This is a genomic window from Eubacterium sp. AF34-35BH (assembly GCF_003477765.1).
Lineage (GTDB): Bacteria > Bacillota > Clostridia > Lachnospirales > Lachnospiraceae > Eubacterium_G.
In genome coordinates this window covers 1-23,480 of sequence record NZ_QUDZ01000006.1, presented here as the reverse complement: position 1 = coordinate 23,480, position 23,480 = coordinate 1, and the positions used below count along the sequence as shown (strand labels likewise).

16 protein-coding genes and 1 other annotated feature are annotated in these 23,480 nt (G+C 33.2%); of the genes, 2 read left to right on the top strand and 14 right to left on the bottom strand.

What is annotated here, in order from left to right:
• Positions 1-16: 16 nt before the first annotated feature.
• From DWZ69_RS07950 to DWZ69_RS07930, 5 genes are all read right to left on the bottom strand, one after another.
• On the bottom strand, positions 17-766 hold the full coding sequence (locus DWZ69_RS07950) for a response regulator (protein ID WP_117999688.1): 750 nt from the start codon (positions 764-766) through the stop codon (positions 17-19).
• Positions 766-2,577, bottom strand: a complete 1,812-nt coding sequence (locus tag DWZ69_RS07945) for a histidine kinase (protein ID WP_117999687.1) — start codon at positions 2,575-2,577, stop codon at positions 766-768. The genes DWZ69_RS07950 and DWZ69_RS07945 overlap by 1 nt, the downstream gene beginning before the upstream one ends.
• A gap of 81 nt (positions 2,578-2,658) precedes the next feature.
• A complete protein-coding gene (locus DWZ69_RS07940) occupies positions 2,659-3,504 on the bottom strand; it encodes a carbohydrate ABC transporter permease (protein ID WP_117999686.1) in 846 nt (281 codons plus the stop codon).
• 1 nt (position 3,505) lies between these two features.
• Complete coding sequence (locus tag DWZ69_RS07935; protein ID WP_117999685.1) at positions 3,506-4,429, bottom strand: sugar ABC transporter permease; 924 nt, start codon at positions 4,427-4,429, stop codon at positions 3,506-3,508.
• 99 nt (positions 4,430-4,528) lie between these two features.
• The gene (locus DWZ69_RS07930; protein ID WP_117999684.1) at positions 4,529-5,836 is read right to left on the bottom strand and encodes an extracellular solute-binding protein; all 1,308 of its coding nucleotides are present in this window, start codon (positions 5,834-5,836) and stop codon (positions 4,529-4,531) included.
• 441 nt (positions 5,837-6,277) lie between these two features.
• Here DWZ69_RS07930 and DWZ69_RS07925 point away from each other — a divergent pair, with 441 nt between their 5' ends.
• The gene (locus DWZ69_RS07925; protein WP_117999683.1) at positions 6,278-6,625 is read left to right on the top strand and encodes a hypothetical protein; all 348 of its coding nucleotides are present in this window, start codon (positions 6,278-6,280) and stop codon (positions 6,623-6,625) included.
• A gap of 72 nt (positions 6,626-6,697) precedes the next feature.
• Here DWZ69_RS07925 and DWZ69_RS07920 read toward each other — a convergent pair whose 3' ends face one another.
• Positions 6,698-8,953: a glycogen/starch/alpha-glucan phosphorylase gene (locus DWZ69_RS07920; RefSeq protein ID WP_117999682.1), complete on the bottom strand. Its 2,256-nt coding sequence runs from the start codon at positions 8,951-8,953 to the stop codon at positions 6,698-6,700.
• Between the two features lie 246 nt (positions 8,954-9,199).
• Between DWZ69_RS07920 and DWZ69_RS07915 the strand changes: the two genes are divergently transcribed.
• Positions 9,200-10,066, top strand: a complete 867-nt coding sequence (locus tag DWZ69_RS07915) for an AraC family transcriptional regulator (RefSeq protein ID WP_117999681.1) — start codon at positions 9,200-9,202, stop codon at positions 10,064-10,066.
• A 250-nt stretch (positions 10,067-10,316) separates the two neighbouring features.
• Here DWZ69_RS07915 and DWZ69_RS07910 read toward each other — a convergent pair whose 3' ends face one another.
• The 8 genes from DWZ69_RS07910 to DWZ69_RS07875 form a co-directional block, all read right to left on the bottom strand.
• Positions 10,317-11,291, bottom strand: coding sequence for an ATP-dependent 6-phosphofructokinase (locus tag DWZ69_RS07910; protein WP_022164575.1), 975 nt, complete (start codon positions 11,289-11,291; stop codon positions 10,317-10,319).
• 264 nt (positions 11,292-11,555) lie between these two features.
• Entirely contained in the window at positions 11,556-13,256 is a 1,701-nt protein-coding gene (locus DWZ69_RS07905; protein ID WP_117999680.1) for a carbon starvation protein A, read from the bottom strand.
• A gap of 527 nt (positions 13,257-13,783) precedes the next feature.
• Positions 13,784-14,036, bottom strand: a binding site (T-box leader).
• A 122-nt stretch (positions 14,037-14,158) separates the two neighbouring features.
• Positions 14,159-16,330 (bottom strand): ATP-dependent helicase, encoded by a 2,172-nt coding sequence (locus DWZ69_RS07900; protein ID WP_118436639.1) that lies wholly within the window; start codon positions 16,328-16,330, stop codon positions 14,159-14,161.
• 118 nt (positions 16,331-16,448) lie between these two features.
• Entirely contained in the window at positions 16,449-17,009 is a 561-nt protein-coding gene (locus DWZ69_RS07895; protein WP_117999678.1) for a cytidylate kinase-like family protein, read from the bottom strand.
• 191 nt (positions 17,010-17,200) lie between these two features.
• The gene (locus tag DWZ69_RS07890) at positions 17,201-17,893 is read right to left on the bottom strand and encodes an LrgB family protein (protein ID WP_117999677.1); all 693 of its coding nucleotides are present in this window, start codon (positions 17,891-17,893) and stop codon (positions 17,201-17,203) included.
• Positions 17,874-18,245, bottom strand: a complete 372-nt coding sequence (locus tag DWZ69_RS07885; RefSeq protein WP_117999676.1) for a CidA/LrgA family protein — start codon at positions 18,243-18,245, stop codon at positions 17,874-17,876. Before DWZ69_RS07885 ends, DWZ69_RS07890 begins: the two co-directional genes overlap by 20 nt.
• Positions 18,246-18,478: 233 nt before the next feature.
• Positions 18,479-22,318: a leucine-rich repeat protein gene (locus tag DWZ69_RS07880; RefSeq protein WP_118436637.1), complete on the bottom strand. Its 3,840-nt coding sequence runs from the start codon at positions 22,316-22,318 to the stop codon at positions 18,479-18,481.
• A gap of 346 nt (positions 22,319-22,664) precedes the next feature.
• Entirely contained in the window at positions 22,665-23,015 is a 351-nt protein-coding gene (locus DWZ69_RS07875) for a hypothetical protein (protein ID WP_117999674.1), read from the bottom strand.
• Positions 23,016-23,480: the final 465 nt, after the last annotated feature.

Below are 23,480 nucleotides of genomic sequence, written 5' to 3'. Positions count from 1 at the left end.
TCCGTTATCTTAATTTCTATACAAGCCCCTCTCTTTTGCCAATTCTATACTGCTTTGGGGAAACACCTTTTATTTTCTTAAAGACTTTTGAGAAATATTTTTCATCATTAAATCCAACTTTGTATGCAATCTCATATGTTTTCAAATAATCCTGTTCCAAATAGCAACATGCCCTGTCCACACGAACAGTATTGATATAATCCACGAAACCACAATGTACGTTCTGATTAAATAAAGATGACAAATATCCTCCTGATATTCCAAGCTGTTCTGCCACTTCTGCAAGCGATAAATTTTCAGCATAGTTTTCAGCAATATATTCAAAAGCCTGATTTACTAAATGATTTGTCTGCTTCCCTTCTCCGGTTATCTTAATTTTTTCTTCTTTTCCAATATACTTATCTGCCAATCTGTTAAGACACTCTAAGATGTCTGTTGCTCTTGTAGGTTTAAGCAAATATTCTTTTGCTCCATACTTTAATGCCTGCTGTGCATACTTAAATTCATCATATCCACTTAGTATTATAATTACTGGATTAAGTCCTGCCTTTATAGCTTCTTTCATTACTTCAATTCCGTTTTTTAATGGCATCTGCACATCTAACAAAATCATATCCGGCTGAAACTTTAATACAGCGTCTATAGCTTCCTGTCCGTTTTCTGCCTCATATATTTTGTCAAACCTGTCTGTGTGCAACTGTAAGTATTTTACAACTCCTCGTCTTATTGTATCTTCATCATCAGCTACTAATAATTTTACTGACACTATACTTCCTCCCCTTCATAAGGCAATATCAAAATTACCGTTGTTCCAACTCCGATTTTACTATTAATTTCTAATTTAAAATTATCTCCATATTTTAATTCAAGTCTCTCTTTTATGTTTTTAATAGCATATCGACCAATTCTTTGCTTTGCATATTTGTCTGTTTCCTGTTTCCAGATTTCCTGTATCTGGTCCTTGCTCATTCCAATTCCCGTATCTTCTATTTCAAAATGTAAGAATTCTCCTTCTCTTTTTCCTGAAAGATTTAATTCACATGGTTTACTTACATTTTCAAAACCATGTACAATTGCATTTTCAACAAAAGGCTGAATAATAAGCTTTGGAATTTTTGCTTTATTAATGTTTTCATCAACACTAATGTTATAATTTAGTCGCTTTGAAAATCTCATTTTTTGAATTTGCAAATATCTGGCTACCAGTTCTATTTCCTGACCTACAGTTATTACACCTTGTCCTTTGCTTAAAACCAATTTGAACAACTGGGACAATGCGTAAACGCTTTCTGCTATATCATCATCTCCGGCTTCCGTTGCCTGCCAATACAATGAATCCAATGTGTTATACAAAAAATGGGGGTTGATTTGAGATTGTAGTGCTGCTAACTCACTTTCTTTTTCTTTCAGAGTTATTACATAGTTTTCGTTAATTAATTTTTCTATATCTCCAACCATTTTGTTAAAACACCTTGCCACTTCACCGATTTCATCACTTGTAGATACTCCCACCTGCTGATTAAAATCACCTTTGGCAAATTTTCTAATGGCTTCACTCACCTGTCTTAAAGGCTTTGTGAAAATATTAGAAATAATCACCAACAATGGCAATAGACCTGCAAGCATTCCAACTAAAAGTAAAATAGGCATGTATGCTATGTCATAAGCCTGCATCTGCATGCTATACTTTGGAACTACCTTACAGATAATACTTGAGTTTAATCCCATTTGACTACATATTATTTCATAATTCCTGTATGAAAAATGTTCTTCTCTAGTATTGTATTTCTGATTAACAAATTTCTTGCTTAATAGATATTTGTGTACATCTTTATTGATTTTTCCGGCACCGGCTATTTCACCACCGTTTTTGTCAATGACCACAATACCTGTTTCATCACCATCAACTATGCTTTCGCATAGTCTGGTGAAAGGCTCCTTATTAGTACCAATAACAAGGTAACCTAAATTTTTATTATGAGCAAGATCCACTATTTTTCTATACAATACGATCTTATCTGAACGATTGGTTGAAAAAGTATCTCCGTAACCTTTGCTGACACTTTTCCACATCATACCGTTTTCACATTTTGTAAAAACATCTTTATATGTTTTTGTACTTTGTACTGTCTTTTTGTTAGCAATATATGAACTTCCATCCATACATCTTAAATATGATCTTATCCCATTTTCAGGATAGATAGCTACTGTACGAATGTTTCCTTTTATAGCCATCATGTCCTGAATTATCTGCATCGGTGCCTCTTCAAGCCACAACTTTGCATTTTGATTTTTGCTACTACAATCAGTAGTCTTTAGGAGTGCATTAATATCGCCATTAATGCATATATACGTTGAGAAATCTTTTATTTCCGTTTGTAACACATTAATACTTTCCGATAGTGTATTAATGCCTGATATGTCTTTTTCTAATACTTTGTTAATTTGATTATTGTAATTGTAAATTACAAGTACAATACATACTGCTACTAAAACAGGGGTTATAATTAAATACCCATAAAAAATCAACTTTTTCTTTACACTTAGTTTGCTGACCCACTGCTTTAATCTTTTCATATTGTTTCTTCCCTCGCTATATCATCTAAAATTTTAGACTTTAGATAGCTTAACGTTCATCGGAACATTATTATAATATCTTTAACCCTTAACGGCTCCCATAGCTACACCCTTTGTGATATGCTTATTTAAGATAATATAGACAATTACTGCCGGCGCTGCTGTTAATGCCATAACCGCAAACTGTACAGCATAGTTAGAAGAATACTGCCCTGTAAATTCTAACACCGAGAATGGAAGTGTTTTCCATTTTGGTGAACTTAAATATGTACTAGCCATCATGAATTCATTCCAGTTGTTAAGGAATGCCATAATCGCAACTGTTGCAATTGATGGTTTTAACATAGGTGTTATTATTCTAAAAATAATTCTGTAAATACCACAACCGTCCATAATAGCGGCTTCTTCTAATTCTAATGGTATCTGGTCAATAAAACTTGTCATTAAGAATAATCCCTGTGGCAATGAGAATGCTACATAAGGAATAAGCAATGCCCAAATAGTATCGGTTAATCCCAACTGACTATATATCTTATAGTTTGGAAGCAGTGTTGCGTGAATAGGAATCATCATTCCCATTAATAATAATGTTTTAGTAAAACCGCTAAGTCTCCAGCGCATTCTTCTACAGGCGAATGCTGTCATTATGGATACTAAAACTACTATTACTACCGCAAGCACATTTATAAGTATACTATTTTTGAAATATAATAGGAAGTGTCCATCTACAAAAGCTTTTACATAATTTCCCCATTGTATTTTTTTCGGTATGATTAAAAGTCCACTTGTAAACATTTCATTGCTGCTCGCCAATGAAAAATCTATAAGCCAGATAAGAGGGAATATCTGTATAATTGCTATTATAATCAGCACAATCCACAAAATAGGTTTTGTGATTTTTTTCTGTTTCTTTCCTGCTGTCTTCATACTATACCTCCCTTACCTTTCTTATTCTCTGTCTTTGTTGTCTTTTTAACTTTGCAACATCTTTGTCTTCAAATACTTTATTCAAAAGCACTGTAACTATTAAACAGATAATAATGAATACAACACCAATGGCATTACCATATCCGTATTTGAAAGCTTTAAACGCCTGCTGGTATAAATAGTTTGCAGCAAACTGTGTGCTGTTTCCAGGTCCACCGTTTGTCAACAAATATACTGTTTCCATCTGTTTTAAAGCTGAAATAACCGCCATTGTTACGTTTACCTGAATAACCGGCTTCATTAATGGAAGTGTTATTCTTAAAAATGTCTGTGTTTGTGAAGCTCCATCAATAGCGGCTGCTTCATATAAAGTAGGATCAATGTTTTTAATTCCTGTGTAGTAAATTAACATTCCCCAACCAAATCCATGCCAGATTAATACTATAAGCACTGACCAAATAGCTGTGTCCGTGCCGAACCAGTTTATGTCACCTTTTCCGCCAAATGCTTTAATTATGTTGTTCAATAACCCAAAGTCAGGATTGTAAATAAATTTCCAAAGGTAAGCAATTACCGCAACAGAAATTACATTTGGAATGAAGTAAACGCATCTAAAGAAATTTTCCCCTTTTCCTCCAAGTTTATCTAATACTGCTGCTACAATCATGGCAAGTGGATGCTGTATGCAGATAAAACCAATTGCTAATAACAAAGAGTTTCTAAGTGATATTGCAAATGCCTTATCGTGCAATAATTCTTTATAATTTGCCAAGCCGATAAAATCTGCTGTTCCCATTCCTGAATAGTCTGTAAAACCATAGTACACACTTAAACATATAGGTGCTAATATTGCAAAAACAAATAATAACAGCCCTGGCAATACTAAGCTTAAAATTACAAGTTTATTACCATATAATTTCTTCACCTCATTCTCCTTCCCCTATCTTTTTAGATAGATATGACCGTCAGGGATAATTCTCTGGCGGTCATATGTAGATTTTCAATAATTATTTATGTTTCTTTTTTATTTACATGAATCGCCAATTATCTTTAAGAAGTCATCAACACTCTTGCTTCCATTTGAAACGCTCTGAATTTCGCTTTCAATACTTGTCTTAAATGTTGAAGGACCGCAATCGTTAATAGGTGTTCCTGATAAGCTTGTTGCATTGTTTACTGCATCAACAAACTGCATCTGTAATTTTGTTTCTTTTCCTGTCATGTATGCTGACTGATCCTGAGCTGACATTCCAACTCCGTTTTCCCAACCATACTTTGAAAGTTTATCTGGCTGATACATATAATTTAAGAATTTAATAGCTTCTTCTTTGTGTTCTGATTTTGAAGATACTGCGTATCCACCACCATTCCAAGCTGCAATGTCTGTAGCTTTTCCTTTGCCACCGTCAATTATTGGCATTGTAAATACTCTGATGTTTTCTCTAATTTCCTTAGGAATGTCTTCATTTAATGCCATTGAAGCTTCCCAACTACCCATGTAGAACATAGCTGCCTGTCCGTTTGTGAAAAGGTTTTGCGCTGTTCCGTAATCCTGTGAGTCATATCCCTTCTGGAACATCTTAGCATCTGCTGTCTGCTTTAAAATTTCTGTAGCCTTCTTAATATTTGCATCTGAGAAGTCACCCTTCTTAATTGCATCTGAAACAGTACTTGAATAATCAGAACCTGTTAATTTGTAAAGAATGTCTGAAAGGTAAACAGCCATTGGCCATCCATCTCCACCATCCATTGCAAGAGGAATAATTCCCTTATCATTAATCTTCTTAGCAAGTTCTAACAATTCATCATATGTCTTTGGAACTGTCCATCCATTTTCCTTAAACATTTTTTCATTATAATAGAAACCTGCAACGTCTGTGTTTCTTGGAAGACCATATAATTTTCCATCTTTCTTAAAGCCATCTAATGAACCTGAAATGAATCCGTAATCTTTGTAGTCATCTTCATTTAACTCAGCTAAAACTCCTGCATCAAGAACTTCATCTAAGAATGAAGGCTGTCCCCAAATACTAACAACATCCGGCATACCTTCCATTGAATAAGCCTTGAACTTTGTTTTGTAAGCTTCCTCATCTAAAGCTTCAACCTTAATAGTTACGTTTTTGTTTTCCTTCATATACTCATCAATAATCTGCTGTTCAACAAGACCCTGACCATTCTTTCTGTCTGGAAGATTTGTGAACACCTTGAGAGTAACCTTGTCGTCTCCCTTCTTTGCACTACTGTTTGTGTCTGCACTCTTTCCACATCCAACAGCCATAGTAACAACCATAGTCAACGCAAGCACAGTTGATAAAAATTTTTTTCTCATACTAATTCTCCTCCTCTTTCTTTAAAAATTTTTCATCCCTTTGTGTGATAACCAAATAGTATCATTTAAAATAGTTTTTAAACAGATGTAAATCTTACAAAAAGGTGTAAAATCTTCGACTATTAAAATTTACACCTTTTTAAATCTTTTTATGAACCTTATAAGCAATCTTATGAAGTTAAAACCCTTTAACATTATTTTATAAACTATTATGGTTACACTTTTTAAGTATATGAGACATGTAATTTATATATTCTTATTTTTTAACCAATTCCAGAAGGGAATTGATTACCTTCTTAATGCATCCACAATCAGATTTATGTCGTTTTTTTTACATTTGTCAGTTTATTCTTGACCATATAAGCATATAGCGATATGGTTAATACAGTTTAATTTTTTAAGCTTATACAAATATTGAGTTATTGAAAAAGGAGGAAAGCTATGAAATTCAAAACTATTTTATCAAGTTTGATTTTAGCAATAGCAGTAATAATTGCTCAGAAATTAAACTATATGGTAGAGGCCAAGGTAAGCACTACATATAATGCTACATATCAATTTGTATGGTGTTCAATTATTATGCTGGTTTTAGGCATTGTAGTCGGATTAAATGTAATATGGATTTTAGAGGCATCTAGTTATATTGATACTATTGTAGCCATAGTGCTTCAGATTGTAGCTGCGGTTGTTGGCTTCGAAGTATTTCAAACTATAACATTTTTGCCATTTATGATAATAGGCGTTTATGTTTGCATACTAACATTACAGCTAATAAAAAAATCTAAATAAAAAATGACAATAAAAATACGATGCAACAAATTTATTGCATCGTATTTTTTCTTAAATTATATAATTTTTAACTTATTTTAATTTCCAAATATCTTCATTGTACTGTTCAATAGTCCTATCTGATGAGAAGAATCCTGCATTTGCAATATTTACAAGCATTTTCTTAGCCCATTCCATTCTATTGTTGTATTCTGCATAAGCTTTTTCTTTTGTTTCAACATACTGGTCAAAATCAGGAAATGTCATAAACCAGTCTTTGTTTAATAGTTCATTTTTTAATCTTTCAAGATTTTCTCTATTACCAACCTTTAACATTTCATCGCTTGTAATAAAATCAACAGCTTCTTTTATTTTTTCGTTGCTTTTGTAATAATTTCTTGAAACATAATCAGACTTAGCATAATGTTCGATTACTTCATCGCTTGATTCACCAAAAATGTAAATGTTGTCATCTCCTACAAATTGGTGAATTTCTACATTTGCGCCATCTTCAGTTCCTAAAGTTACTGCTCCATTAAGCATAAACTTCATGTTTCCTGTACCGCTTGCTTCTTTTGATGCTAATGAAATCTGTTCTGAAATATCACAGGCAGGAATAAGTTTTTCTGCTAATGTTACATTATAATTTTCAACCATTACTACATTTAAGTAAGGGCTAACTTTCGGATCATTGTTTACGATTTTCTGTAAACATAAAATCAAATGAATAATATCCTTAGCAATAATGTAAGCAGGGGCAGCCTTTGCGCCAAAAATTACTGTAATTGGAGTTTCAGGTTTGTTACCTTTCTTTATTTCTAAATATTTGTGAATAACATATAAAGCATTCATCTGCTGACGTTTATATTCATGTAAACGTTTAATTTGAATATCAAAAATTGAATTTTCATTTAAATTAATTCCCTGTGTGTCAGCTAAATATTTTTTCAACTTATTCTTATTATCAGCCTTAATTTCAAGCAATTTGTTTAAAGCATCCTGATTATCCATAAGGCTTTCAAGTTTCTTAAGCTCCATTGCATCCTTCTTAAATCCATCACCTATCCATGCCTGAATCTGGTCTGATAATTCACTGTTACAATGAAGAAGCCATCTTCTAAATGTAATTCCGTTTGTTTTGTTATTAAACTTCTCAGGATAAATTTTGTAGAAATTATTAAGTTCTGAATTCTTTAAAATTTCAGTGTGAAGTGCTGCCACACCATTTACACTAAATCCATAATGAATATCGATGTGAGCCATGTGTACAGTATCATTTTTATCTATAATAACAACACTTTCATCATCAAACTGTCTTCTTACTTTATCATCTAAAATTTCAATAATTGGTACTAACTGCGGAACAACTTCCTGTAAATAACTAATTGGCCACTTTTCCAAAGCTTCTGACAAAATAGTATGGTTTGTGTATGCACATGTTTTCTTTACCACATTAATTGCATCATCTATTGACATACCTTCCTGAACTAACAAACGAATTAATTCAGGAATTACCATTGTTGGATGAGTATCATTTATTTGGATTACTGCATAATCATAAAGGTCATATAAATTGCTTCCTTTTGCCTTGCACTCATCAATTATAAGTCTTGCTCCATTACTTACCATAAAATACTGCTGGTAAATTCTTAATTTTCTTCCTGCCTCGTCGCTGTCATCAGGATATAAAAATAATGTAAGGTTCTTAGCTATGTCATTTTTATCAAAGTCAATTCCATCACCTACAATATTTTCATCTACTGTATCAATGTCAAATAATTCTAACTTGTTAGTTCTATTCTCATAACCTGTAACTGAGATTTCGTACATTCTTGATGTAACTGTAAAATCCTTAAACTGAACTGGATATGTTACGTCTGTCTTCTTGAGCCATGTATTTTCACCAATCCAAGGATTAGGTGTTTCTTTCTGCATATTGTTTTCAAAAACCTGTTTAAACAATCCTAAATGATAATTAATTCCAATACCTGAGCCTGGAAGGCCTAATGTTGCAATTGAATCTAAGAAGCAGGCTGCAAGTCTTCCAAGACCACCATTACCAAGTGATGGCTCAACTTCTATTTCTTCAATTTCTGAAATATTCTTTCCTGCCTGTGTTAACATTTCTTTTACTTCATTGTAAATGCCAAGATTAATCATGTTGTTTGAAAGCAATTTTCCAATAAGAAATTCTGCTGAAATATAGTAAACTTTTTTCTTTCCTTCGTTGCTTTCTTTTTCATCTGCTAACTGCTGTGTAATGTTTAAAAGTCCATTATAAATTTCGCTGTTACTACTTTGTGAAATTTCTTTTCCTAACTGCTGCTGTAATCTTTCTTTAATATTCATATATAAAACCCTTTCCTTAAAAAGCCTTTTAATTAAAATGCATTATAAGATGTGTTTATGCACTACCATAAAAGGTGTCAATAGTTACGTTATTGTTTTACCTGCTGGCTTTACTGTACCAGTCTTTTGTTATTAGTAATATATCATCATTTTTTAGTGTATTCTTGCAATATTATCTCATTTTATTGTACAATACTATCATCAATATATTATTTCCATAAATACTGGTTTCAATTAGGAGTTTTTATGAATACAATAGAGTTTCAAACTTATAAAGAGCAAAAATCACATACCACAGATGAGTTTCCATACAACACTTACCTTTGTACAATTCCGCTTGATTTTCCATCTGTGCCAATTCACTGGCATGAAGAAATTGAGTTAATTGTTATCCAAAAAGGAAAGGGACTTGTCACTTTAGATTTTATTGAATATGAAGTTGAAGCCGGCAATACCATTATTGTACTCCCGGGGCACCTACACTCTATACGTGAAATTTCAGGAGAACGTATGGAATATGAGAATATTATTTTTAAGAAAGAACTTCTGTTTTCTGCAAAAGAAGATATTATAAATTCAAAATTTTTTGAGCCTTTATTTAGAGGTGAAATTAATATCCAAAATTTTATTACACCGAAACTTTCTTTCTATGATGATTTTTCTAACATTATAAAAAATATGGATTCATTAAGCGAAAAAAGAGATTTTGGTTTTCAGATTATGATAAAAAGCAATTTATTTAAACTTTTTTATATTCTTATTCAAAACATGAAAGCTGCCCAATCTAAAGATAATAAGAAATCTGAAGAGAAGGTTAAGGAAATTATTTCTTATATTCATGAACATTATTATGAAGATATTAAACTTAAAGAAGTTGCTGATTTTTGTAATTACAGCCCATCTCACTTTATGCGCTTTTTTAAGGAACATCTGCACACAAGCTTCACTAAATACTTAAATGACTATCGATTAATTCAGACAAAAAAACTTTTAAGCGAAAGCGATTTAAGCATTCTGGAAGTAGCCGGGAGATGTGGGTTTAATAATATTTCATATTTTAATAGGCTCTTTAAGCAAAAATATAACCTAACTCCTAGGGAGTTGCGGGGGTGAAATAAAATCAGTAACATTGATTGAAAAACTCATTGCAAAATCGAAGTTTTTTCCAATACATTAAATAATGTATTTTCGGTTTTTCTGATATTTTATGTGTTATAATCCTATTAAAACTGTTGAAAAAATCTTAATTGTTTGCATACCAAAATAGCGGCTAGCATTTTCTTCTGCAAAAGTTATTGCAACAACTTCTTAAAAATCACAATGATTTTGTTGCGTTAATTTTTTCAATTAAGGTTTTATATTTTTAATCTGACAGCATCAAGCTCAATTCGTATTGGAATGAATCTAACATATTATTATGAATGTTTATTGCTTCTGCTGTATCATAGTCAATAAGCTTGTCATTTTTAATTGCAACAATTCGGTTTTGTTTTCCCTGAGTTAAAATTTCAACAGCATAAGCACCCATTAATGAACCATACATTCTGTCCTTTGCTGTTGGATTGCCACCACGCTGTATGTAGCCTAACACAGATACTCTTGATTCTATGCCTGTTTTCTCGCAAATTATTTCTGCCAGTTTTGGTGCATCTGTAACGCCCTCTGCAACTACTACCAAGTAACTGTTTCTTCCCTCTGCGTGTCGCTGTTTTATTGCATCAGTAATTGTGTCATAATTACCATTCCATTTTTCAGGAAGTACGATAGCCTCTGCAGATGTTGCCATCCCTGCCCATAAAGCAATGTAACCTCTTTTTCTACCCATTACCTCAACAACACTACATCTTCCATGGGAAATTGAAGAATCTCTTATCTTATCAATTGCCTCTGTAGCAGTATTTGCAGCTGTATCAAAACCTAATGTGTATTCGCTACATGAAATATCTCTGTCGATTGTTCCAGGGATGCACACAACATTGACACCCTGTTCTTTAAAATCAATTGCGCCTCTAAGAGTTCCATCCCCTCCGATTGCAACTAACGCATCTACATTGTTTGCTCTAAGATTTTCTGCTGCCTGTTCTCTATATTTTGTTTCAAGAAATCTTTCACTTCTACTTGTTAAAAGAAAAGTTCCTCCCTGACTATTAATATTTCTCACATCATCTAATGTAAGGTCTTTTGTCTCCCAATCAATTAACCCTTCATATCCTCTGTAAATTCCCACAACTTCTATATTATGATGAAATGCACTAAACACAACCGCCCTAACAGCTGAGTTCATTCCCGGTGCGTCTCCACCACTTGTTAAAACTGCAATTTTTTTAATATCTTTCATATTTTTTCTCCTGTATCTTTTTGATTTTTAGGCTTGTTTTCATAAATCATTACATGTAATTATTTTCTCCGATAATTATTCTAACAACGAGTATTTTTTATGTCAATAAATTCAATTTACATGCCAAATTATTTGCAGTTAATATTTTGAATAGAAAAAGCGTAAATTCTTTATACCTTTCCAAAATCAAGCTATTTTAAAATTTTGAAAATGGTATAGAATTTACGCTTTCGCTTATTATTTTATTTAATTATAACTGTTGCCCTATGCAACTGCTTTTTCTGTATTCTTTTCGAATAATTTCTTAACACCCTGTACTGCAACGATTACACCAAGGATTAAAAGTAAAATTGCAAAGATTAACTGCAATGTGTTTCCAAGTGTTAATCCTGTTGAAAGGAATGCGCCACCTAATTTGTAAATTGTCATTCCAAGAGCTGTAAATGTTACTGCCATCATGAAGAACATAGGTACCCATAACATCCAACCCTGACGTTTTGTTTTCTTCAAGAATACTGCACATGCTACTAAAGCAAGAACTGATAATAACTGGTTTGCTGAACCAAATAATGGCCAAATTTCTGCATAACCAACTTTTGCAAGTAAGAATGAAAGTACCAATGTAATGATTGTTGCAAAATATTTGTTTGTTACTACCTTCTGGAATGGTGTCATATTTTCTTCTGTTACTCCTTCATCTAAGAAGAATTCCTGGAATGAAAGACGACCAACTCTTGCTACTGAATCAAGTGATGTTAAAGCAAATGCTGAAACTGCTAAGTTAATTAATGTAAATACTAAGCTATGTGGCAAACCAATAACTGATAAGAAGTTTGCGATTGCACCTGCGAAAATCTGTGGCTGTGTTGTTAAGCCCTGTGCTGCTGCTTCGCCTTTTGCAAATGAAGCAACTGCGATTAATGCGATTACTGCAAGCATACTTTCCATAAGCATTGCACCAAATGATACTGGTAACATGTTCTTTTCATTTTTAATCTGCTTTGAAGCTGTACCTGATGAAACAAGTGAATGGAAACCTGATACAGCACCACATGCGATTGTTACAAATAAAATTGGGAACATATACTGTCCATCTACATTAAAGCTTGTAAATGCCTGTAAGTTACATGATGGATTTGAAACAAATACACCGATAACAGCACCTACAATCATAAATATTAACAAATAACTGTTTAAGTAATCTCTAGGCTGTAATAATGCCCAAACAGGAACTACGCTGGCAACAAAAATGTAAGCAAAAATTAAAATGTGCCATGTTTCTCTTGTTAAGTAAATTGGGAAGTTTAAGCCAATTACAACTGCTGCTATTAACATAACAATTGCTATTGCTGTGTTAATCCATTTATGTAATTTTCCATATTTTAAAATCATACCTAATGCAACAGCTTCAAATATAAATAGAATTGATGTTGTTGCTACTGCACCGTTTGCTGCAACTTTCTTTACAGCTTCACCTGCTACTGTAGGTACTGTAAAGCCGTTAAATGTTCCGGCTACAACGTCTGCAAATGCTGCAACTACTAAAATACAGAATAACCAGCAGAATAATAAGAATAATTTCTTTCCTAATTTTCCAATATATTCTTCGATAATATAACCAATTGTACGACCTTTATTTTTTACTGATGCGTACATTGATGCAAAATCCTGAACAGCTCCAAAGAATACACCACCTATAAGTATCCATAATAAAACCGGTAACCATCCGAAAATTGCTGCCTGAATAGGACCGTTAATTGGGCCTGCACCTGCGATAGATGCAAACTGATGTCCAAATACTACGTTTGTATCAGCTGGCACATAGTCAACTCCATCTTCCATTTCATACGCTGGAGTTTTTGCGTTAGGATCAATTCCCCACTTTTTCTGAAGATAGCGACCGTAGAGAAGATATGCTCCTCCAAGAACTACGATTGCAATCACCATCATTAAGATTCCATTCATTTGTATTACCTCTCTTCTTCTTTATTATTTGGATTGCTACGTGCAATCTAATATTTTTTATTACTTGGATTGCTACGTACTTCGTACTCCCGCAATCCAAATAACATACTTACATTATTTTTTATTACCTTGGATTGCTACGTACTTCGTACTCCCGCAATCCTAGCAATTTGCTTGCTTATACTATATTTTTTTATTATTTGGATTGCTACGTACTTCGCACTCCCGCAATCCAAATAACATACTTACATTATTTTTATTACCTTGGATTGCTACGTGCTTCGCACTCTCGCAATCCTAGCAATTTGCTTGCTTATACTATATTTTTTTATTATTTGGATTGCTACGTACTTCGCACTCCCGCAATCCAACCCACACATTCGCATATCGCCCGACTTCGTCGTGCTTTTATGCTCATTTGTGGGGCGTGTTGTCAATAGGTAAATGCACCTTTGTGCAAGCACAGGTGCATTTACCTATTGCAACACTGTAATAAAAAAATAAAAACGCCTTTGTTGTCCTAGGACAACAAAGGCGGATAAATCATTTCCGTGGTACCACTTTGTTTGAGATAACTATTGCTAATTATCACCACTTAACACTGTCTAAATAAACAGTTTCTTCTGTAACGTGAAGAACACGTCCCTGCCTACTAACTAAAAGCTTTAGGAGAGATGCTCCAGGGTGATGTTACAATAAGGCTTTTCTTCCGATTCTCAGCTACCTCGGTTCTCTGTAATCAAGCTACTCTTTGCAATGTATCCCTTTCAACGCAACTTGTTATTTGTTTGTCTTTTTATGTTTTATCACTTATTGTCGAATCTTGCAAGGTTAAATTTTGCACAGATTTTTTTGATATTTCTTAATATTTTTGTGACAATTTTTAAATAATGTCCCTTTATTTATCGTAGTAAATCCTTTTCCATTAAAAATTTCAGTTTCATTTTGCTTGTTTTATTTTCGAATTCAACTTCAATTGTATCCCCTGAAATCCTTTTAACTACACCTTCTCCCAAAGTTTTGTGCTCTATTTTTCCTGTATTTTTTATTTCTTCATACTTATCCCAGTATTCTGACTCTGTAATAATTTTACTTGATGTTTTATAACCTTTTTTTGAATTATTGTAGGCATAAGGTTTGGTTTTTCCTATATTATTCGTCCTTTTTCTTTCCGTTTTTGTAACTATTGGTGTGCTTTCGCCTTTACCAATTGGAGCTGTTGGCGCTTTTGTTCCTAACAATTCACAAATAAAAGTATTACTGCCTTTTTTTGAAAAAATACAAAGATTATTTTTCGCCCTTGTTACGGCAACATAAAATAAACGTCTTTCTTCCTCATATATTTTTATTTCTTCATCTGTTGCTTTTTTCCCTGGTATATATTCAGGAAAAACACCATCTATCGCATCCATTATGTACACATTATCAAATTCCAGACCTTTGCTGGAATGCATTGTGGAGAAAATCAGATTACAGCTAGCGTCATTTTCTTTATTTCTTACAAGTTGTTCCAGTTCTTTCAAACGAGCCACAAAATCAAATACGGACCTTTGATTCTGTGCTATTGTCTGCAATATTTCCAACTTACCATCTTTTATATGATTTTTTTCAAGGTAGTCTTTATAACCCATTGCATTTATAATTCTAAAAAGACCGCTGGCACCATTTTCGTTTGCGAGATTTTTCATATGCAACTTAATCTCTTTTACGCTTTTCACCGTTCCTTTAGGTGTCTGTGGACACTGAAGAACTGCATCTAGTAGGGAAATATTTTTTTCTTTGCTAATTACGCAAGCTTTTTCAGCAACGACTTTTCCCACGTAAGTATTTATTTTAAAATAAATCTGCATAAACATCTCTGTATTTGTCTGGTCTTTTGAAAAATTAATTATGTTTTCAATATCCATTACAACTTTGTTAGTAAAAAAAGTTAAATCTTTATTTTTGATTTTGTATGGTATGTTATTCTGCTCTAGCAAATCTATTACCGGCAAAATACTTTCATTATCCCTGTACAACACAGCTGTTTCATTTTCACAATCTGTTACTACTTTCTCTAAATATTTGTACTGCCCTTTTCTTGTTTTTATGTCGATTAATCTAATTTTATTATTGTTTGGTCTAAAAGCCTTCATTTTCTTTTTATGTCGCAGAGTATTTTTTTGAATAAACCTGTCTGCTGCCACAACAATTTCACCATTAGATCTAAAGTTTTCTTCCATTAAGAGAATCTTTCCGTTAGGATATGTTTTTTCAAATTCCAACAACGCTTCGGGATATGCAGCTCTGAAACCGTAAATACTTTGATCCTCATCTCCTACCATAAAGATGTTTTTGTATTTGCCACCAAGTATTCTAATGATTTCATGTTGAACTTTTGAAGTGTCCTGTGCTTCGTCAACAGAAATAAACTGATATTTTTCCTGAAAATATTCAAGAATTTCAGGTATTGATTTAAGAAGATTCAGGGCGTAAACCATTTGGTCATCATAGTCCATTAATGATTTTCTGCTTAACTCTCTGTTATACATTTCATAAATTTCTAATAATTTTATCTTCTCCTGATTTCCTAATTTCTCTATCTCTTTTTTTGATAACATCATGTTTTTTGCATAAGTAATCAGTGTTATAAGATTCTGAACATCACTTTCAAGAGGATAGCTACCCTGTATATGTTGATAGATTGCTGTTAAAAGCTTCACTTTAAAACCTTCATCTGGAATTAAATTATATGGCTTAATTCCCAGTCTTACTCCACAATAATGTATTATTTTGGCACATACTCCATTAATGGTCCTAAATTCAAGTCTTGATGCCATTTCTTCGCCAAAAATTCCAGCAAATCTTTTTCTCATTTCAATTGTAGCTGCCACTGTATATGTAAGTGTGAGAATTTTTTCTGGCATTATGTTTTTGCAATATATCATATAGCCCAATCTGTATACTAAAACAGTTGTTTTTCCACTTCCCGGCACAGCTAAAAGAAGGGTTGGCATCTCAATTGATGTAACCCCTTCAAGTTGTTGTTTTGTTAAATTTATTTGATATTTTCTGATAAATTCTTCTAATGTCATATTTTCCTCGATATGTTATTAATAAATCATAAATATTAAAAACATAAATTTTTAATCAATGCAATTTTTTATTTGTATGCTCTTAATTATCCGTGAACCTTTGGCTGTCTGTATAAATCTAATCATTTATATACTTTAAAATAATTTCTGCTGTTTTCTCTATTCCTATTACAGATGTGTCAATTGAAAGATTGTAATCTCTTGCATCTCCCCACACTGCATCTGTACAATATTTGTGAAAAGATGCTCTTTTTTCGTCCACTTCCTTAATATTTTTAATTGCCTCTCTTCTGCTAATGCTATCACGCTCTGCCACATAATCAACTCGCCAAGCCTCGTTTCCATGGAGAAAGACCTTCATTACTTCAGGATTATCTTTGTAAATAATGTTTGCACAGCGTCCAATTATAACTGCGTTTTTATCCTTGGTTACTTCTTTTATAAAATCAAGTGCCTTAGACATTGGCTTTTCGTTTCCAAAACTCATGGCTATTCCATACAAAAGACTGTTTACCGGTCTTTCATTAAAAAAGTCGCTAAACTCATCTTCCTTCCCAAGTTTTCTTGCTTCTTCTAATAATCTATTTTTATCAAAAAGTTCCAGACCTAATTTGTCAGCTAAAATCTGTGCCACTTCATGACCGCCACTTCCACATTGTCTTGCTATTGTAATAATCATGTTTTACCTCCCAGAATTTGAATTTTACATATAAATATTTTCATTTTGTAAACGTCATGTTTAGTATATCCTGTTTTAATTTTCAAGATATTCATGCATATATTATCATTTTTTTAATATTAACATATAAATTATTGCGTAACTTTTGAGATATTCACGTATTTATTTTAATTTTAGAAATAGTCGTATGTTTACAGAAAATTAGCGAAAACTGATGCTCCTATCATTGTTAAAATTCCTGCTATTACTATGGACAAACTACTCATTGCCCCTTCTATTTCTCCCATTTCCATTGCCTTTGCTGTGCCGATGGCATGTGAGGCTGTCCCAATTCCAATTCCTTTTGCCACTGGATTAGTTATTCTGAAAATTTTACAAACCACATCTGCAAGTATGTTTCCAAGAACTCCTGTTATGATTATAACTGCCACTGTAATTGTTACATAACCACCAAGTTCCTCTGAAACACCCATACCAATTGCTGTCGTAATTGACTTTGGAAGTAGTGTAACATACTCTTTATGGTTGAAACCAAACAATAACGCAAACGCCAAAATACATCCCAGACTTGTTAATACCCCTGATAAAATACCAAGAAATATAGCCCAAATATTTTCTTTTAAAAGTCTAATCTGCTGATATAACGGTATAGCAAGGCATACTGTTGCCGGTGTTAATAAGTAGCCTAAATATTGGGCACTTTTATTATAACTCTCATAATCTACGTTAAATATCCCCAAACATATAATTACAAAAATAATAGAAATAAGTAGTGGGTTAAAAACGGCAAGCTTAAATTTTCTTTTTAGAAGCATACCTAATTCATAACCTAAAACACTTATAACTATCCCAATTGTTGTTGAATTAATTACTACCTGATTCATTTTTTTTGCTCCTTTTTTTAATTACAAACTGTGTAACTTTTCCAGCTACCACTATTACCAGAATTGTTGAGATAATGGTGATTACAATTAACGGAATTAACATGCCTTTTAACTGATTCCAGTAAACAACAATTCCCACACCGGAACCAATAAACATAATGGGCATGATTTCTATTAAAAATGAACCTGATTCTCTTACGCTGTCAACTTTTACAATTCCTGTTACAAGAAATAACATCATCAGACAAAGACCATATATACTTGATGGAATTGCCAATGGAATCAAATATTTTAAAACCTCTCCCAAACAGGTAACAAACATGATGATTCCAAACTGTCTCATGTACTTCATAATTTTGCTTGTCTCCTTTATTCTTTTATTTTATTATTAGCATATTTGTAGAAAATAAATTTTATGGTGAAACAGAAAAAGCCTGTATCATTGTAAAATTCTAAACTCTATTGGCAAATTGCAGATATTGCTCTGCAAAGCCACATACAATGATACAGACTTTTTTTAATTTTATCTAGTACTTAATGCAATTTGTAAATTTAATTTTTGCATTATTGAAAATAACATTACTCTTAAAAGGTTCTAGCTGGGAACTTTTTTTTCAGTTTTTTACACCCTGCAAAAGCTTTTCTTCCCACTTTAATTTTTTTGTTCTTATAATACTTAACAGTCTTAAGATTGCTACATTTATAAAATGCCTTTGTGCCAATTTTTGTTAAATACTTTGATTTAATAGCAATGGTTTTTAGTTTTTTGTAACCCTTAAAGCCATTTGCATTAATTTCAGTAACTCTACATTTTTTGCCTTTTATTTTTACAAATGAAGGTATAACAAGTTTCTTAATTTTCTTGTTTTTACCCGAAATTGCTACCTTTGTAATGCCCTTCTTTGTAGATTTTACTTTGTATTTAAACTTACCAACAGTATATGTTTTTCCTACTTTTATTGTCGGTTGTGCTAATACCTTTAATGTTTTAAAGGTATTAGCATTTGTATAAAATTCTTCACCATCACTGTTAGTTACTTTTCCATACCAACTGTATTCGCTATCCGCTTTCAAGCCTGAGTATGTACATGAAACTTTGCCTGTTTTCCCATTTACACTCTTGATTGCGTCAGCTGTCTCCACAAAGCCATTAATTGAATTTGTTATCAGGCTTTGTTTTTTATCAACATAATTATAATTTAATTCTACAATATCCTGCTTATAAACAACTGTTCCCTGGTTGTAATTTTCCAACTTAGGATTGTCATAATAATTGAAATCCTTCTTATATGGAGAATATGAATTAACATAAATCTTGTTGTTTTTCAAATCAAAATATAACAGTTTAACGTATTCGTCTCCGCCCTGGGCGTTCGATTGATAGTCGGTACAAATTTCGTAAACAGTTCTTTCTTTTACGCCATCCTTGTCGTCATCAAATCCCATTACATTCATGCTGGCACCACTGTAATGTCCGTTTAACACTGCTATTACGTTAGGGTTCTTAGCAACAACATTAGTCTGAATCAACTTTCCTGCATAGTCTGTAATCGGTGTGTTTGCTTTTTCAGAGCCTCTTGTGTAACGGTGAAGGGCAATGATTGCTTTTCTGTTAGGATATTTTTTCAACACCTGATTCATCCAGTTAATTTCATTTGTGTAAATATCCCAGCTCATATATAAAATAATAAAATCCTGTCCATTCTCAGTAATTAAATCATAATGACCTAAGTTATTCTTATATGAACCACCGTAATAATCTTTGTTTTTAAATCTGTCTGCACCAAAGTATTTTTGATAATTTGTGTAATTTTCCAAACCGGCGCCAACATCGTGATTTCCAGCCAAAACACCATATGGCATGCCTGCATCATCAAAAATCTTCATTGCAGTGTCGGCATTTTTCCACTGAGTCTCCATGTCATAATCATCGGTAATATCACCTGTATGTAGGACATACTTGATTTTCCAATCTTTCTTATTGTCCACAATCCACTGATTCATGTTTTTATAATGATATGGAAAACTTTCTGCATATATCTGTGTGTCTGTTTCCCATGCAAATGCAAAATCATAATTTTCAGGTTTTCCTGTTCCATCCCATAACGTCTGGTTAGCAACTTTTGTGACTTCACTTTGCTCTATTTCAGGATTGCCGTCCTTAGCAATTACCTGTACTGCAACTGTTGCCTTATCATCTTTTACATAGTCCTTGGCTACAAATTTACCTGTTATTTTTCCTGATTTTTCCTCGCCAATAGCTTTCCACTTGCCTGTATTTATATTTTGAACAAACATTGTAAGCTTATGGTCACTGTCAATTCCTGTGGTTTTTCCACTCCAATTAACAACAATTTTCTCCTGAGCTTTAACACTTCCTGTGTTCACCTTAAAAATTTCATAGGGAGCTTTGCCATTGTTACCTGAAACAACCTGTCCTTTCACTATACCGTTGTTTGCCACATTTAAGGCTTTGCCCTTGTAAAAAGTTACATTAGTTTTTTTACTGCCCACATTCACCGATAATGTAGCAGTATTGTTTGTAATCTTTTCTGTTGTACTTGTAATTGCAGAGTTTTTAACATTAAAAGTTACTGTTTTTTCAGTGATATTACCTGCCACATCTTTTGCCACAACTGCCAGCTGATGTGAACCTTCTTTTAGGTCGTCAGGAGAAATCACCCCTGGAAGTTCCACGTCTTTTCCATCTAATGTTACTGCAACGCTGTCTATGCCATTTGCATCTTTTGCCACATCACCTTCAATGATTACAAGCTGTTTATTTAAAGTTGCTTTATCTTTTATGTCTATATTAATTGTAGGTTTTGTGTTATCAACTACGAAATCTACTTTTGTACTTTCCGGAATGCTGTTTGCTTCCTCCGACTGGTCATTGCTGTTTGCGATATTCGCTGTAGTTGTCTGCTGGCTACTATCCTGTGCATTCGCTGTAGTTGCCTGCTCGCTACTATCCTGTGCATTCGCTGTAGTTGCCTGCTGGCTGCTTTCCTGTGCATTTACTGTAGTTGTTTGATTGTTGCTATCTTGCGTATTCGCTGTAGTTGTTTGATTGTTGCTACTCTGATTCTCCTGGGCAACTATTGTGTACTTGCCGTCTTTTAGTTTAGTTGTATCAAGTAACCAGCCAACTGCGTCAACCTCTTTTTCAGGAATTGAAAATGAGACTGTCATTTTGCTTTCCATGCCCTTTGAGTCACCGATTGCATGAACTGCTGAAAGTTCAGTGCTTGTATTTATTTTTGAATTATCCGGTACAATCTTTGTTGGCAAATATACCGAACCATTTGGCAATTTCATCTGTAGTTGAGACACTTTGTAATCGTCCCTGTTTTCGCTAAAGACTTCCGGATACAATGTTTCTTCAAAAGAAGTTCCTGTGTTTCCTGCCCAAAGAGTAAGGTCAACATCGTAAGCCTTTGTTTGCTCATTATATTTAAAATATTTATTATCCACCCTGATTACTTTTGTCATTGTGGAATCTCGCCAAGGATTAAGCAAGGCCAAAATATCTTTTTGTCCATTACTTGTTGCTGTAACTGCATTTTTGTAGCCATTTGCTGTGTCTGCTGTCTGTACAATGAAATAGGCCCCATTTTCCAACATGGCTTTAGTGTTTTGCTTTTGATTATTTAATTTAACAGATATGTTGTTTTCTTTTCCGTCATTTACGGTAACAGTTTTGCTGCCTGAAATAACTTCTCCGGCATTAACATTTAGTCTTATTTTTCCTGTATCATTTTTTAATCTGTTAATTTTTACAGTATTTGCCGCCGACTTGCTAACGCCATAATATGTATAAGCTCTAACTTTAAAAGTAACCTGATCATGTCCAAACAAAATATCTGCCGGGATTTGCATAAAATAATGTCCCAGTCTTTTTTGAGTTTTTTCAGGAACCTTTGTCCACTTGGTTGCATCATCCAACTTGTACCATATTTCAGTTCCAATTAAATATGGTCTTTTTTTAAGTCTTGCCCCACCACTTGGTGTGTTGTGTGGGTTGCTTTCGTCTACATAATCTTTAAAAGCCTTGACTCTTTTTGCTGAAGTTGCGCCCACCAGCAAATCCACGTCATACATAACCTGAAGAGTTTCTCCCTCATTAATTGCCTCTGGTATTGTGTAATTTTCATCAGGACAAATTTCGAGTGTTGGCTTATTGCCATCATCAGCAGGATAATTTGCATTGCCATTTGCCAAAACTTCCTCGTCAATTTTGTTCCACGCACCTTTAATTTCTGCTGTTACTCCCGTAAAGCCTTCCGGTAAAACTTTTTCCACAGTTTCGGGACTTACTGCCTGTGTTTTTATATCATTTTCCTGTGCCGGGATTTGATTTGGTGCGGTAGCTATCATTGCTACTGCCAAGGTTAGTGATAAGATTCTTTTCGTTTTTAGTACCATAATAAACTTCCCCTTTTCTTTAAGTATTTTCACTACCTGTCTATTATAGCACTAAAAACAAAACATTTTACTTTAAATTTTTATCTTTGGAAAATCGTTCAAAAAATCAAACGTAAAATTTTACGTTTGATTTTCAGTCGTATTTTCAGTTTTCGTTTGGTTTTACGTTTGATTTTCAGTCGTATTTTCAGTTTTTGTTTTGCATTTGATTTTTAGTCATATTTTCAGTTTTTGTTTTGCGTTTGATTTTTGGTCGTAGTTATAACTTTTTGTTCCATATTTACTTTCAGTTACTTTACTTTTTTCTGTTTTAATATTTCCAATTTATCGTTTTACTTTACATAATCTAATTTCTTTCGTTTACACTTTTCATTTTATTAAGTCTCTCTGTACTTAACAGCATTAGTAATGTAAAAATTAAAATATACACAGGAAATAACGCTATTGTTATGTGTTGCGAAATTATACCAAATAGTGGTGGCATAAAAGTTGTACCCACATACGCAAATGCCATTTGTATTCCAATAACAGATTGTGAGTTCTCTTTTCCAAAATTAAATGGTATTGAATGTATAATTGATGGATAAATTGGTGCACATCCAAGTCCTATAATTATTAATGCAGTAAGGGGTATCGTATCTAATCCTGTAGGAATAAACATAAGTGCTAAGCCAACTACAATTACAACAATTTCCATTCAAATCATTTTTCTGTCACCTAGTCGGTCTGCTACAAATCCGCATAAAAATCTACCTATAGTAATTCCTATGTATACAAATGAAGCAAACTTCGCCTCCGTCTCATTGCTGATTCCACGATTGATTACAAGGTAACTTGAGCACCATAAAAATGTTCTCTGCTCATAAGGGTGGAATTTTGACTTGTTTTCTTTTTCTTGCTTTACTACTTTCCCAGAATTTCCACCCCTTTGCTTGTTTCTCTGCTCATAGGGGTGGAATTTTGACTTGCTTTCTTTTTCTTGCTTTACTACTTTTCCAGGATTTCCACCCCTTTGCTTGTTTCTCTTCTCATAAGGGTGGATTTTTGACTTGCTTTCTTTTTCTTGCTTTACTACTTTCCAGGATTTCCACCCCTTTGCTTGTTTCTCCGCTCATAAGGGTGGAATTTTGACTTATTTTCTTTTTCTTGCTTTACTACTTTC